The sequence below is a fragment of the Nitrosomonas eutropha genome (assembly GCF_900116685.1).
GTDB lineage: Bacteria > Pseudomonadota > Gammaproteobacteria > Burkholderiales > Nitrosomonadaceae > Nitrosomonas > Nitrosomonas eutropha_A.
Genome location: NZ_FPBL01000007.1, coordinates 19,424 through 32,970, shown reverse-complemented (window position 1 = coordinate 32,970; position 13,547 = coordinate 19,424). Strand labels below are relative to the sequence as shown.

General features: G+C 44.7%; 16 protein-coding genes. 11 read left to right on the top strand and 5 right to left on the bottom strand.

The window, feature by feature from the left end:
- Nucleotides 1-39 precede the first annotated feature (39 nt).
- Entirely contained in the window at nucleotides 40-1,539 is a 1,500-nt protein-coding gene (locus BM331_RS08135) for a YifB family Mg chelatase-like AAA ATPase (RefSeq protein ID WP_074928740.1), read from the top strand.
- A gap of 18 nt (nucleotides 1,540-1,557) precedes the next feature.
- On the opposite strand, the gene dnaB is transcribed toward BM331_RS08135, so the two are convergent.
- The 5 genes from dnaB to rpsF form a co-directional block, all read right to left on the bottom strand.
- A complete protein-coding gene (gene dnaB / locus BM331_RS08130) occupies nucleotides 1,558-2,955 on the bottom strand; it encodes a replicative DNA helicase (protein WP_074928738.1) in 1,398 nt (465 codons plus the stop codon).
- 108 nt (nucleotides 2,956-3,063) lie between these two features.
- A complete protein-coding gene (rplI, locus tag BM331_RS08125) occupies nucleotides 3,064-3,519 on the bottom strand; it encodes a 50S ribosomal protein L9 (RefSeq protein ID WP_074928736.1) in 456 nt (151 codons plus the stop codon).
- Between the two features lie 18 nt (nucleotides 3,520-3,537).
- The gene (gene rpsR, locus BM331_RS08120) at nucleotides 3,538-3,816 is read right to left on the bottom strand and encodes a 30S ribosomal protein S18 (RefSeq protein WP_074928734.1); all 279 of its coding nucleotides are present in this window, start codon (nucleotides 3,814-3,816) and stop codon (nucleotides 3,538-3,540) included.
- Between the two features lie 41 nt (nucleotides 3,817-3,857).
- A complete protein-coding gene (priB, locus tag BM331_RS08115) occupies nucleotides 3,858-4,166 on the bottom strand; it encodes a primosomal replication protein N (protein ID WP_083414722.1) in 309 nt (102 codons plus the stop codon).
- A gap of 1 nt (nucleotide 4,167) precedes the next feature.
- The gene (rpsF, locus tag BM331_RS08110) at nucleotides 4,168-4,599 is read right to left on the bottom strand and encodes a 30S ribosomal protein S6 (RefSeq protein ID WP_074928733.1); all 432 of its coding nucleotides are present in this window, start codon (nucleotides 4,597-4,599) and stop codon (nucleotides 4,168-4,170) included.
- Between the two features lie 353 nt (nucleotides 4,600-4,952).
- Here rpsF and BM331_RS08105 point away from each other — a divergent pair, with 353 nt between their 5' ends.
- From BM331_RS08105 to glmU, 10 genes are all read left to right on the top strand, one after another.
- Nucleotides 4,953-5,420, top strand: a complete 468-nt coding sequence (locus tag BM331_RS08105) for an ATP synthase subunit I (protein ID WP_256214859.1) — start codon at nucleotides 4,953-4,955, stop codon at nucleotides 5,418-5,420.
- An 18-nt stretch (nucleotides 5,421-5,438) separates the two neighbouring features.
- Nucleotides 5,439-6,248: a F0F1 ATP synthase subunit A gene (atpB, locus tag BM331_RS08100; RefSeq protein ID WP_074928729.1), complete on the top strand. Its 810-nt coding sequence runs from the start codon at nucleotides 5,439-5,441 to the stop codon at nucleotides 6,246-6,248.
- A 43-nt stretch (nucleotides 6,249-6,291) separates the two neighbouring features.
- The gene (gene atpE / locus BM331_RS08095) at nucleotides 6,292-6,564 is read left to right on the top strand and encodes a F0F1 ATP synthase subunit C (protein ID WP_011633400.1); all 273 of its coding nucleotides are present in this window, start codon (nucleotides 6,292-6,294) and stop codon (nucleotides 6,562-6,564) included.
- Between the two features lie 39 nt (nucleotides 6,565-6,603).
- On the top strand, nucleotides 6,604-7,077 hold the full coding sequence (locus BM331_RS08090) for a F0F1 ATP synthase subunit B (protein ID WP_074928727.1): 474 nt from the start codon (nucleotides 6,604-6,606) through the stop codon (nucleotides 7,075-7,077).
- On the top strand, nucleotides 7,078-7,614 hold the full coding sequence (locus BM331_RS08085; protein ID WP_074928726.1) for a F0F1 ATP synthase subunit delta: 537 nt from the start codon (nucleotides 7,078-7,080) through the stop codon (nucleotides 7,612-7,614).
- A 12-nt stretch (nucleotides 7,615-7,626) separates the two neighbouring features.
- On the top strand, nucleotides 7,627-9,168 hold the full coding sequence (gene atpA / locus BM331_RS08080) for a F0F1 ATP synthase subunit alpha (protein WP_074928725.1): 1,542 nt from the start codon (nucleotides 7,627-7,629) through the stop codon (nucleotides 9,166-9,168).
- A gap of 3 nt (nucleotides 9,169-9,171) precedes the next feature.
- Nucleotides 9,172-10,056 carry a F0F1 ATP synthase subunit gamma gene (atpG, locus tag BM331_RS08075; RefSeq protein ID WP_074928723.1) on the top strand — a complete coding sequence of 295 codons (885 nt, stop codon included), beginning with the start codon at nucleotides 9,172-9,174 and terminating at the stop codon, nucleotides 10,054-10,056.
- A gap of 30 nt (nucleotides 10,057-10,086) precedes the next feature.
- Nucleotides 10,087-11,469, top strand: coding sequence for a F0F1 ATP synthase subunit beta (atpD, locus tag BM331_RS08070; RefSeq protein WP_011633405.1), 1,383 nt, complete (start codon nucleotides 10,087-10,089; stop codon nucleotides 11,467-11,469).
- Between the two features lie 25 nt (nucleotides 11,470-11,494).
- Nucleotides 11,495-11,917 (top strand): F0F1 ATP synthase subunit epsilon, encoded by a 423-nt coding sequence (locus BM331_RS08065; protein ID WP_074928722.1) that lies wholly within the window; start codon nucleotides 11,495-11,497, stop codon nucleotides 11,915-11,917.
- Nucleotides 11,918-12,163: 246 nt separating this feature from the next.
- Nucleotides 12,164-13,540: a bifunctional UDP-N-acetylglucosamine diphosphorylase/glucosamine-1-phosphate N-acetyltransferase GlmU gene (gene glmU, locus BM331_RS08060; RefSeq protein ID WP_074928720.1), complete on the top strand. Its 1,377-nt coding sequence runs from the start codon at nucleotides 12,164-12,166 to the stop codon at nucleotides 13,538-13,540.
- Nucleotides 13,541-13,547 lie beyond the last annotated feature (7 nt).

Sequence of the window (13,547 nt, the reverse complement as noted above, 5' to 3'; positions counted from 1 at the left end):
GTGATGCACTGGCTCATCATGTTTTGATCGTGTTCCTTTATGTCTCTGGCTATTCTGTATAGCCGTGCATTGTGTGGAGTAGATGCACCGCTAGTAACCGTAGAGGTGCATCTTGCTAACGGCCTGCCGAAATTTACTATAGTCGGACTTCCGGAAACGGAGGTCCGGGAAAGTAAAGACAGGGTGCGCGCCGCACTGCAGAATGGACGATTCAAATTTCCTGCCCGGCGTATCACGGTTAATCTTGCGCCGGCTGATTTACCCAAGGAAAGCGGGCGCTTCGATTTGCCTATTGCGTTGGGTATTTTGGCGGCAACCGGGCAAATTCCCGCAAATAAACTCGATCAGTATGAATGGGCAGGAGAGTTGTCTCTTGATGGTCGTCTGCGCCCGATTCGCGGCGCATTGGCCATGACTTACAGTGCTTCCCGTTCAGGCCGCAGTTTTGTTTTGCCGGAGCAAAATGCGGGTGAAGTAGCACTAGTCAAAGAGGCGACTATTTATCCTGCTGCTTCGCTGCTGCAGCTGTGTGCATATCTGACTGGGCAGGAGCCGTGGCAACCTTATCGTGGTGGACTGGCTGAGTTGGAATCAAATGATTATCCGGACATGGGAGATGTCAAGGGGCAAATGCAGGCCAGGCGCGCGTTGGAGATCGCTGCTGCAGGCGGGCACAGCATGCTGATGATTGGCCCGCCGGGTACAGGAAAAACCATGTTAGCCAAGCGTATTCCGGGAATTTTGCCGCCCATGACCGGGCAGGAGGCGCTGCAATCGGCCGCCATTCAATCTTTGGGGAGTGGCAGTTTTAATTTGGCCGACTGGAAGCGTCGCCCGTTCCGGTCACCCCATCATACTGCCTCGGCCGTGGCATTGGTGGGTGGGGGCAGTATCCCACGTCCGGGTGAGATTTCGCTGGCCATGCATGGAGTGCTGTTTCTTGATGAGTTGCCTGAATTTGATCGACGGGTTCTGGAGGTGCTGCGTGAACCGCTTGAATCCGGTCACATTACCATTTCACGCGCAGCACGCCGAGCAGATTTTCCAGCCAGATTTCAGCTTATTGCTGCAATGAACCCCTGTCCATGCGGATATCTGGGGCATTACACCAATAAATGTCGTTGTACACCTGATCAAGTGGCGCGTTATCGTGGCAAGGTTTCCGGTCCGCTACTGGATCGAATCGATATTCAGATTGAAGTCCTCGCTTTGCCGAAGGAGGATATGTTGCGCCCCGGGCCGGGTGAATCAAGCGCTGTTATTCGGGAACGGACGTTGGTTGCCCGGCAGCGCCAGTTAAATCGTCAAAACGTACCCAACACGGGATTGGGGGTGCAGGAAATTGAAAAATACTGTGTTTTGGATGCGGAGGGTAAGCGAATGCTGGAACGAGCCATGACCCATTTGAATATTTCAGCACGGGCTTATCACAGAATATTGAAGCTGGCTCGAACCATTGCAGATTTGTCAGGCAGTGAGTCTATTTTGGGAAAGCATGTGGCGGAAGCTATTCAGTATCGCCGTATGGGTATAAATTAATTGTTCGGGCTGGTTGAATCAGTAGTAGTCAGCGGTACGCGCACAATTTTCAAATCTTGTAAATTCGCCTAAAAAAGTCAGATCGACCTTGCCAATAGGCCCGTTACGCTGCTTGCCGATGATGATTTCAGCAATACCCTTGTCCTGAGTATCCGGATTATAAACTTCATCCCGATAAATAAATAAAATAACATCTGCATCCTGCTCGATGGCGCCTGATTCACGCAAATCAGACATAATTGGGCGTTTGTTGGGGCGTTGTTCAAGGCCGCGATTCAGCTGCGACAAAGCAATTACAGGAACCTGCAATTCTTTTGCCAGTGCTTTCAGTGAGCGTGAGATCTCTGAAATTTCGGCAGCGCGGCTTTCACTGTTGGGCGAAGTGGATGACATGAGTTGCAGGTAGTCAATAATGATGAGCCCTAGCCCTTCATGCTGACGATACAAACGCCGAGCGCGGGCACGCAGCTCTAAAGAGTTCAGTGCGGCACTTTCGTCAATAAATATCGGCGCATCGTTCAGCTTTCCTAATGCATGGGTGAGCCTGGGCCAGTCATCATCATCCAGTTGGCCTGTGCGTACTTTGTGCTGATCCAATCGCCCGATTGAGCCCAACATACGCATGGCAAGCTGTGCGCCCCCCATTTCCATGCTGAATACTGCCACTGGTTTGCCAGCTTCCAATGCGACATGTTCTCCAATATTGAGTGCAAAGGCGGTTTTTCCCATTGAAGGCCGCCCGGCAACGATGATCAGGTCACCGGCTTGGAAACCAGAAGTTTTTTGATCGAGATCGCTGAAGCCGGATGGAATGCCGGTAATATCGCTGGGATTACTCCGGTTATAGAGCATCTCGATTCGCTCGACTACTTGTTTGAGCAATGGCTGGATATCAACAAATCCTTGTTTTCCGTGCGCACTTTGTTCGGCGATTTCAAATATTCTGCTTTCTGCTTCATCCAACAAATTGCCCGCAGAGCGGCCTGCAGGATTGTAAGCTGAATCAGTTATTTGTGTGCTGACTTGCGCCAGCTTGCGCATGATTGAGCGTTCCCGCACGATTTCCGCATAACGGCGGATGTTGGCAGCAGACGGGGTATTCTGTGCAATGGCACCGATATAGGCCAGTCCACCCGCGTGTTGCAGTTGGGCCGCATTTTCAAGAGATTCTGCAACAGTTATTACATCTGCTGGCTTGCTTTGTTCTATAAGACGGCATATGTGTTGGTAAATGAGTTGATGATCCTGGCGGTAGAAATCACTCTCGATAATGATGTCCGCTACTTTGTCCCATGCCTGATTATCCAGCATGAGTCCACCAAGAACGGATTGTTCAGCCTCGATGGAGTGGGGCGGAAGCTTGTAAATACTGTTATCAGCAAGGTTCTGAATAAAGTTGGTCGTGGGTTGATTCATGTGAATTAATGGTGGCTAACAGCCAGGGTCGGGATGGTAGTGTCTGATGGAGAAACAAAAAAAGGACCGGGGGTAGTCCTTTTTTTGTTTAGTCTTTACCCGGTAGTGTCAGGTTGTTGTTTCGCCCAACACCGATACAGTAATATGAGCCGATACCTCGTTATGCAGTGCAACGATAACCGTATAGTCACCCACCTGTTTGATTTGTCCCTCAGGCATGCGAATCATGGACTTTTCAATTGCAAAGTCCTGTTTGCACAACTCTTCGGCAATATTTGCACTGGTGACTGATCCAAAAAGTTTGCCATCCACACCTGCTTTCTGGGAGATTTGTATGAGCAGTCCGTCCAGTTTTGCTGCCTGTGTGCCCGCTGCATCTAAAATATCGGCTTGTTTCTTTTCCAGCTCCGCGCGTTGTGTTTCAAATTCAGCTATAACCCTTTCGGTTGCTCTCTTTGCTTTTCCCTGAGGGATCAGATAATTGCGAGCATACCCTGGTTTGACATTCACAATACTGCCCAGTGAACCAAGCTTGATGATTTTCTCTAACAAAATTACTTGCATGCTGTTTCTCCCGATTGCTTAGTGCTGATCAGTATAGGGTAATAACGCCAGGAAACGGGCGCGTTCGATGGCTAAGTTTAATTGACGTTGATAGTATGCGCGCGTACCTGTAATTCGAGCCGGTATGATTCTGCCATTCTCGCTGATAAAGTCTTTCAGCAGATCAACATCTTTATAGTCTATTTTTTTAATTCCCTCAGCTGTAAACCGACAGAATTTCTTGCGTTTAAATAGCGGCCGGTTTGCCATCCGGTCTTTCATCTTGTTCTTTGCATCTTTGTTTCTTGAGAATCTCATGTTATTTCTCCATTAAGAGCGTACATATTTGGTATTTGTTTTCAGATAATTCTGGCATCACTAACATGCAAAACCAGCTGGTTACTTAAGCGATTTTTTTTTGTAACGAAGCCGGTAAGTTCGACATGACTGCCAGATCCCAAGCGAGCAATTTTTTCAGCCATGCCTGCCATGGCGACTGCCGCGAGTTCAAATTCAATCTTGCGCTGGATACCAGCTTCTTCCTGGCTGGAAACGTGGCTCAGTCTAAACTCGACGATCATAATACCAACAGGCGTATAGCGAGGTATATTCAGATCAACAATCTTTCCACCGATAATCACCTGATTCAGGTTCGATGGAAACTTCATATCAGGATTGAGGATCGTTTTCCTCAGTTGCTGCTTGTGTGTCACTAGGCGAGTCATCGGCTGTGCTCACTCTGGGAGACGAAGTGCTCCTGCTATTTTCATCGGGCTTCGGTTTATCTTCTTGCATCATAGGGGAGGGAGTTGTAACCGGGCCATTCATGCGGATAACAAGGTGGCGAAGAATAGCATCATTAAATTTAAAGCTATGCTCCAATTCATTGAGGGATTCTTGATCGCATTTGATGTTCATTAAAATGTAGTGCGCTTTATGCAGTTTTTGTATGGGATAGGTGAGTTGTCTGCGTCCCCAATCTTCCAATCGGTGAATTTCTCCAGATCTTTCAGTGATGATGTTGCTATAGCGCTCAATCATGGCAGATACTTGCTCGCTTTGGTCTGGGTGAACAATAAATATAATTTCGTAATGTCTCATAATTTCCTTGTGGGTAAAGCCTTCTTGCAACGTTTTCAGTGTAGAACGTGGAAGTAAGGCAAGGGATCAGCTTAAAACTCATGCATCGATGTTGTATCGAATTACATTGATAAACCTGTTGCTTCTGTGAACATTTAAACAACGGTTTTATAATTCTACTTAATCAATGACTAAACTTCAAAAAAATTGGATTTTTCTTTTTTGAGCGTACGCAGGATTTGTAAAATACGAATAGAAGGTTTGGATGTAAATGAGTTTAAGTAAGTAAATATGCGGACAGCACCTAAATCACAGAAAAATATAGAAAATATTAAGTTAAAGCCGATATTTCTCATTCGCATTGACTGGGTGGGGTGATCAAGGTAGAATCGCCGCACTTTTTTAGGGACATTTCATTTTTTAATTTTTTGACATATCTGCTTGTATTAATGTTTCAGATTAAGAACAGACCGCTTGGCATTGTTCTGCTCTGGCAGCTGGTATTTGCATGTGTTGTTGCTGTTATCTGTGGCTTGCTGTCAGGTATAAATGGTGCATTCTCCGGTTTTTTCGGTGTGCTAGTCAGCGTGGTTGCGGGAGGAGCTTACGCAGTTTTGATATCGAGGCACAGTGGATATTCTGCAGGTGATGTTTTGCGCACGGCACTTCGTGCGGAGGCTGTGAAAATATTTTTAATAGTAATGCTGTTATGGATCGTATTTGCAGCATATAAAGATTTGAAGCCTGTTATATTTATTGGTTCGTTTGCTGCTGCTGTATTGATATCAAGCATGGCAGTGTTTGTTTCAGAAAAGCCTCGTGTTAAAAAACATATCAATTAACGTAATAAAGGTAGGTAGATGTCAACTGAAGCTGAGTTAAACCCAACATCGTACATACAGCATCACTTAACACATAAGACGATGAGCATCGGAGAGGGTTCGTTCTGGGTTTTGCATGTCGATACACTGGTGATGTCGTTGATACTTGGTGTAATCAGCCTTGGCTTTATTTGGATGGTTGTTAGGAAAGCTACGTCGGGAGTTCCCAGTAAAACACAGGCTTTTGTCGAGTTGTTGATAGAATTTATAGATGATCAGGTAAAAAATACATTCCACGGAAATCGTCACGCCTTTGTTGCTCCAGCGGCACTAACAATTTTTGTCTGGGTTCTTCTGTTGAATTCCATGGATTTTTTGCCTATCGATATTATGGCGTGGATTTACGAACACTTGTTCGGCCTGCATAACTGGCGAGGTGTGCCAACAGCAGATGTCAATACAACTTTTGCACTTGCGCTTTCTATCTGGGTGCTGACAATTTATTTCAGTATTAAGGTAAAGGGTTTTGGAGGGTGGATTAAAGAATTGTTTTGTGCTCCTTTCGGCAAAAATCCTATATTGTGGCCGTTCAATTTGTTGCTGAACCTGATTGAATACATCTCAAAGCCTTTGTCTCATTCTTTGCGACTTTTTGGGAACATGTATGCTGGTGAGATTATTTTTATGTTGCTCGGCATGTGGGCGGCAACAGGGGTCGCTGGTACAATTTTTGGGGCTGTCCTCGGCGTTGGTTGGGCAATTTTTCACATACTGATCGTGGTGTTGCATGCGTTTATATTTATGATATTGGCTGTAGTTTATCTTTCTATGGCGCATGAGTCACATTGATTTATAAGGTTTTTTGTTATTAACTTGAACTAAAGGGAAAAATATGGATAACGTTCAATTTCTTGCAATGATTCAGGCGTATACCGGAATTGGTATTGGGCTAATGATTGGTTTGGGTGCGGCAGGTGCATGTATTGGTGTGGGTGTGATGTGTGGCCGATTTTTGGAAGGTGCGGCTCGCCAGCCTGAAATGATTCCCACCTTGCAGGGTAAGGTATTCTTGTTGCTGGGGTTGACTGATGCTTCATTTATTATTGCCGTAGGTTTAGCAATGCTTTTTGCATTTGGTAACCCATTGTTAGCTGTTGTACAGTAAATCATTGAATTAGTTGCTGAATGTAAATAAGGGGCTGTTATGAATATAAATTTCACATTGGTCTCGCAAGCGATAGCTTTTTCCATATTTATATGGTTTTCCACAAAGTTTGTGTGGCCGTATTTATCGCGTGCTATTGAAGAGCGTCAGCAGAAAATAGCGGATGGCTTGGCAGCAGGTGAGCGTGGTAAGAAGGAATTGGAGCTTGCCAGCCAGCGTTCATCAGAGGTGTTGAAAGAAGCCAAACAGCGTGCGGGTGAGATCGTTATTCAGGCGGAAAAAAGAGCTTCTGACATCATAGAAGAAGCTAAAAAGAATGCTCGAGTTGAGGGTGAAAAAATTCTAGCCGGAGCTAAAGCAGAAATTCAGCATGAGATTTTTAGTGCGCGTGAGTCATTGCGTCAACAGGTGGCGGGGTTGGCAGTGCAAGGTGCTTCAAAAATTCTGCGTCGTGAAGTAAATGCCAAGGCTCATGCTGATCTACTGGCATCAATAGAGACAGAGTTAAAATAAATGGCTGAAGCGATAACAATAGCACGACCGTATGCAGAGGCAGTTTTCAGACTTGCTCAAGGAAGTGGATCTTTGTCACTCTGGTCGGAGATACTTGGGATTGTCAGCTCTGTTATTCAGGAATCTCAGGTAAATGCTTTAATCGGTAACCCACAAATCCCATCAATAAAACTGCGTGAAATCGTTTTTAGTATTTGTGATAAAGAGCTAAATGAAGATGGAAGGCGTTTAATTTCATTGTTGATTGAAAATGGACGGCTGCTTGTATTGCCGCAGATAAGCGAGCTGTATGAGCAACTTAAGGCGCAACATGAGAGTGTGCTTGAAGCGGAAATAGTATCGGCATTTCCTCTTGAATCGTATCAGCTGGAAAAGCTCATATCGGTTCTTGAGGCAAAATTTCAGCATAAAGTAAAGGCTCAGGTAAGTGTGGATAGTGGGCTTATTGGTGGCGTAAAAATTGAAATCGGTGACCAGGTGATTGACAGTTCTGTGTCCGGAAAGCTGGAAGCTATGGCGGCGACTCTCAAAGGCTAGGAGTGATATAAAATGCAGTTAAATCCATCAGAAATCAGTGAATTAATCAAGAGTAAAATTGAAGGCCTTTCCGTTACATCGGAATTTCGTACGCAGGGGACTATTGTATCGTTGACGGATGGTATCGTTCGAGTGCATGGTCTTTCTGATGTAATGCAAGGTGAGATGTTGGAGTTTCCGGGTGGGACGTATGGTCTGGCGTTAAATTTGGAGCGTGATTCGGTTGGTGCGGTTATCTTAGGTGCTTACGAACATCTTACGGAAGGAGATATCGTAAAATGTACTGGCAGAGTTCTTGAGGTTCCTGTAGGAGAGGCTTTGCTGGGTCGTGTCGTAAATGCTTTAGGGCAGCCGATTGATGGTAAAGGACCTATAGCTGCACAAGGAATGGAGCCAATAGAGAAAATTGCTCCTGGCGTCATATCACGTAAATCAGTTGATCAACCAATGCAAACAGGCTTGAAATCGGTTGATTCAATGGTTCCGATCGGAAGAGGGCAGCGTGAGTTGATCATTGGGGATCGGCAGACAGGTAAAACAGCAGTTGCAATTGATGCGATCATTAATCAAAAGGGTGAAGATATGATCTGCATCTATGTTGCAATAGGCCAGAAAGCTTCATCAATTGCAAACGTGGTGCGTAAACTGGAAGAAGTTGGTGCCATGGCATATACCATTGTGGTAGTGGCTTCTGCTTCTGAATCAGCAGCTATGCAATATATTGCACCTTATTCTGGCTGTACCATGGGTGAATATTTTCGTGACAAGGGGCAGGATGCGCTGATTGTCTATGATGACCTAACGAAGCAGGCATGGGCTTATCGTCAGATTTCTTTGTTGTTGCGCCGACCTCCTGGTCGTGAGGCTTATCCAGGAGACGTTTTCTATCTTCACTCTCGTTTATTAGAAAGAGCAGCAAGAGTGAATGCTGATTATGTTGAAAAAGCTACTGGTGGAAAAGTAAAAGGAAAAACAGGATCGCTAACTGCGTTACCTATTATTGAAACTCAAGCAGGTGACGTAACGGCATTTGTACCTACTAACGTAATTTCAATTACGGATGGTCAGATATTCCTTGAGTCTGATTTATTTAATGCAGGTATACGTCCGGCAATCAATGCTGGTGTTTCAGTTTCCAGAGTTGGAGGTGCTGCTCAGACTAAGGTCATCAAAAAACTAGGCGGTGGTATTCGTTTGGCTTTGGCGCAATATCGTGAACTTGCTGCCTTCGCACAGTTTGCTTCTGATCTTGATGAGGCCACACGTAAGCAACTGGAGCGTGGAAAAATGGCTACAGAGTTAATGAAGCAAGCGCAGTACGCTACATTAAAAGTTTCAGAGATGGCATTAACACTGTTTGCGTTGAATAAAGGTTATTTTGATGATGTTGACATTAAACGCGCTCTTGCTTTTGAGTCTGCATTAAAAAGCCATGTTCGTAGTCATCATGCTGCAATACTGGATAAGATCGAGACATCCAAGGAGCTTGACGCTGAAACAGAAAAGGCGTTAGAAGCAGCTATTCAGGAATTTAAGCAGAACGGGATATACTAACCCATGGCAAGCAGCAGAGAAATACGAAACAAAATCAAAAGCATTAAAAATACACAAAAGATTACGCGTGCGATGGAAATGGTTGCTGCCTCCAAGATGAGAAAAGCACAGGATCGCATGAAAAAGGCGCGTCCTTATGGTGAAAAAATTCGTAATGTGGCCGCACATATGAGCAAGGCGAGTGTTGAGTATCGTCATCCTTTTCTGATTGACCGTAATTCTGTTAAAAGAGTAGGAATTATTGTTGTGACATCGGATAAAGGGTTATGTGGCGGGCTGAATACTAATGTATTGCGTAGAGCTCTCAATGAAATACGAGTTTGGGGAGCCGAGGGCGAACAAATAGAAGTTTGCTGCATAGGTAACAAAGGTTTGGGGTTCATGAGTCGTCTCGGTGTACAGGTAATTTCACAGGTTACTGGCTTAGGTGACGCGCCTAATATGGAAAAACTGATAGGCGCAGTTAAGGTTGTCTTGGATGCTTATACTGATGACCATTTTGACAGGGTGTATATTTTCTATAACCGTTTTGTCAACACTATGAAACAAATACCGGTTATGGAGCAACTTCTCCCACTGACTGACGAGCATATGGGGGATGATAATAATGAAGCCAAATCTGCTCGCGCTCCATGGGATTATATTTATGAACCTGAAGCCAAGCCTGTTATTGACGATATTATGATCAGGTATATAGAGGCACTCGTATATCAGGCAGTTGCTGAAAATATGGCTTCCGAGCAGTCAGCAAGGATGGTTGCTATGAAAGCAGCCTCCGATAATGCTGGTAATTTAATTGACGAACTGACACTTATTTATAACAAATCTCGTCAGGCAGCTATTACCAAAGAACTTTCAGAAATCGTCGGCGGAGCAGCAGCTGTTTAAGTATTGTAAATTTGTATTTAGGGAAAAGTGATGAGCCATCAAGGAAAGATCGTTCAATGCATTGGCGCGGTAATCGACGTGGAATTTGCATCAGAGGGAATACCAAAAGTATATGACGCTCTGGTAATGGAAGGATCGGAATTAACACTGGAAGTACAGCAGCAGTTGGGAGATGGAGTTGTCAGAACCATTGCACTTGGATCGTCAGATGGTCTGAGGCGAGGAATGATGGTTACCAATACCCAAAAGCAGATATCGGTTCCTGTTGGTACCAAGACGCTGGGGCGCATTATGGATGTCCTCGGTAGGCCCATTGATGAAATGGGAGAAATCGGTGCAGAATCATTCATGCCCATTCATCGGACTGCTCCTGCTTTTGATGAACTGTCAGCCTCGACGGAGCTGTTGGAAACTGGGATTAAAGTTATTGATTTGATTTGTCCTTTTGCCAAGGGAGGCAAGGTTGGGCTTTTCGGTGGTGCTGGTGTAGGAAAAACTGTCAACATGATGGAGCTTATCCGTAATATCGCAATTGAGCATAGCGGATACTCGGTATTTGCTGGTGTGGGCGAGAGGACACGGGAAGGAAACGATTTCTATCATGAAATGAAAGATTCCAATGTATTAGACAAGGTGGCATTGGTTTATGGTCAGATGAACGAGCCACCTGGAAACCGTTTGCGTGTTGCGCTAACAGGTTTGACGATGGCTGAAGCATTTCGTGATGAAGGGCGTGATGTTTTGTTCTTTGTGGATAATATTTATCGTTACACACTGGCGGGGACAGAGGTTTCTGCATTATTAGGGCGTATGCCGTCTGCAGTTGGATATCAACCGACACTTGCGGAAGAAATGGGGCGCTTACAGGAAAGAATTACCTCGTCTAAAACGGGTTCAATTACATCAATTCAGGCTGTATATGTACCGGCTGATGATTTGACCGATCCATCTCCGGCAACGACGTTTGGTCACCTTGACGCTACTGTGGTGTTGTCACGGGATATCGCTTCTCTTGGGATTTATCCTGCTGTTGATCCACTCGATTCGACTTCACGTCAATTAGATCCTTTGGTTGTTGGCGAAGATCACTACAACACAGCACGTGAAGTTCAGCAAACATTACAGCGTTACAAAGAGTTGCGTGACATCATTGCTATTTTAGGTATGGATGAGCTTTCACCAGAAGATAAATTATCGGTTAGTCGCGCACGAAAAATACAAAGATTCCTGTCGCAACCATTTTTTGTTGCCGAAGTCTTTACAGGCTCACCCGGAAAATATGTTTCATTAAAAGAAACTATTAAGGGGTTCAAAGGGATTATTAATGGTGAGTATGATGATATTCCCGAACAGGCTTTTTACATGGTGGGTGGAATTGAAGAAGTACTAGAGAAAGCTAAGTCATTCCAATAATAAATATCTATTTTATAGGTAATCAATGGGTACGATATTCCACTTGGATATAGTAAGTGCAGAAGAATCGATTTATTCTGGACCTGCAGAATTCATTGTTGCTCCGGCGGTGATGGGGGAGGTAGGAATATATCCTCAGCATACCCCCATGCTTACTCGTATCAAGTCAGGCGTGGTACGGGTAAAGGCACCACTTCAAGATGATGAAGAAATTTATGTTTCGGGTGGTATGCTTGAAGTACAGCCTGATGTTGTAACAATTTTGGCAGATACTGCTGTGCGTGGGCAGGACTTAGATGAAGCCAAAGCCTTAGAAGCTAAGCGCAAAGCAGAAGAAATCATGAAAAATAAGACTTCTGAAATTGAATATGCTCGAGCACAAGCTGAGTTAATTGAAGCAACAGCCCAATTGGCAGCTATCCGGAAGCTAAGAAAAAGGAGACACTAGAGCTGTCTAATTAGTGTTCAATGGTAGTCTGTTTATAAAAAAGGGCGATTAATAATCGCCCTTTTTTATAAACAGAAGGCATTTTTGCTACCTGTCTTATTTATTCCACCCTTTCCCTTTCCAGTACACTTGGTTTGCGTGTGTTTGTCACAGATAATTGGCAAAAGTGATAGATAATTCTTAGTTTGGCAGATATACCCCGGATAGCATAATCATCAACAAAGCATTTCAAGTAAGGACTGACTCGTGTTACAAATTGATGTCGTCGTACTGGCAGCTGGTATGGGTAAAAGGATGCGATCAACTTTACCTAAAGTCTTGCATCCTTTGGCTGGGAAACCTATTTTATCCCATGTTTTAGATACTGCGCGTGCCCTGTCTCCTGCAAAAATATGTGTGATCTACGGGCATGGCGGAGAGCTGGTTCGGCAAACTGTTGGTAATGATCCTGATCTTATCTGGGTAAAACAGGCGCAGCAGTTGGGGACAGGGCACGCAGTAAAGCAAGCTCTGCCTTGCTTGAGGAAGAATGGTATTACGCTGGTTTTATTCGGTGATGTACCGTTGGTAAAGAGCAATACACTTAAATCCCTGGTCGATAAAGCATGTGAAGATAATCTTGCTTTGCTGACTGTTGAATTGAATAACCCTGCCGGTTATGGGCGTATCATACGCGATCCTCAAACAAATCGTGTCCAAGCAATTGTAGAAGAACGGGATGCTCTGCCATCGCAGAAAAGAATCCATGAAATTAACACAGGTATCATGGTTCTTCCGAATATGTATCTGGAAAGCTGGCTCGATAGGCTAAGTAATGCCAATACTCAAGGGGAATATTACCTTACTGATATTATTGCAATGGCCGTTAATGATGGAGTCCGAATTGAGACTTCCAGCCCCGCATCTGATTGGGAAGTGGTTGGAGTAAACGACAAGATTCAATTGTCTGACTTGGAGCGTACCCATCAGCAAGATGTTGCAAGGAAGCTTATGGAACAGGGGGTGACGTTTGCTGATCCAGCGCGCTTTGATGTGCGCGGTCAGCTGGTTTGCGGAAATAATGTTGAAATTGACGTCAATTGCATATTTGAAGGTAATGTACGCTTGGGTGATAACGTGAAGATTAGCGCAAACTGCATACTTAGAAACGTAGCCATCTCGGATGGATCGATTGTTCATCCTTTTAGCATGATAGAAGATACAGAAATAGGTGAAAATTGTCGTGTTGGCCCTTATGCTCGCATCCGACCGGGGACACAACTCGCCGATGCTGTACATGTTGGAAATTTTGTCGAAATTAAGAATAGTCATATAGCCTCCGGGAGTAAGGTCAATCACCTCAGCTATATTGGTGATACTGAAATGGGCAGGCGGGTGAATATTGGTGCTGGTACGATTACCTGTAATTATGACGGAGCTTTTAAATACCAAACGATCATTGAAGATGACGTGTTTATTGGCTCTGATTCGCAGTTGATCGCTCCGGTAACGGTGACTAAGGGATCGACAATTGGCGCTGGATCCACTATTACGCGTGATACGCCTGAAGGTCAGCTAACATTATCCCGGATTAAACAAATAAGTATTGCCAACTGGAAGCGGCCGGAAAAAAACAAGGATTGATGTTGTT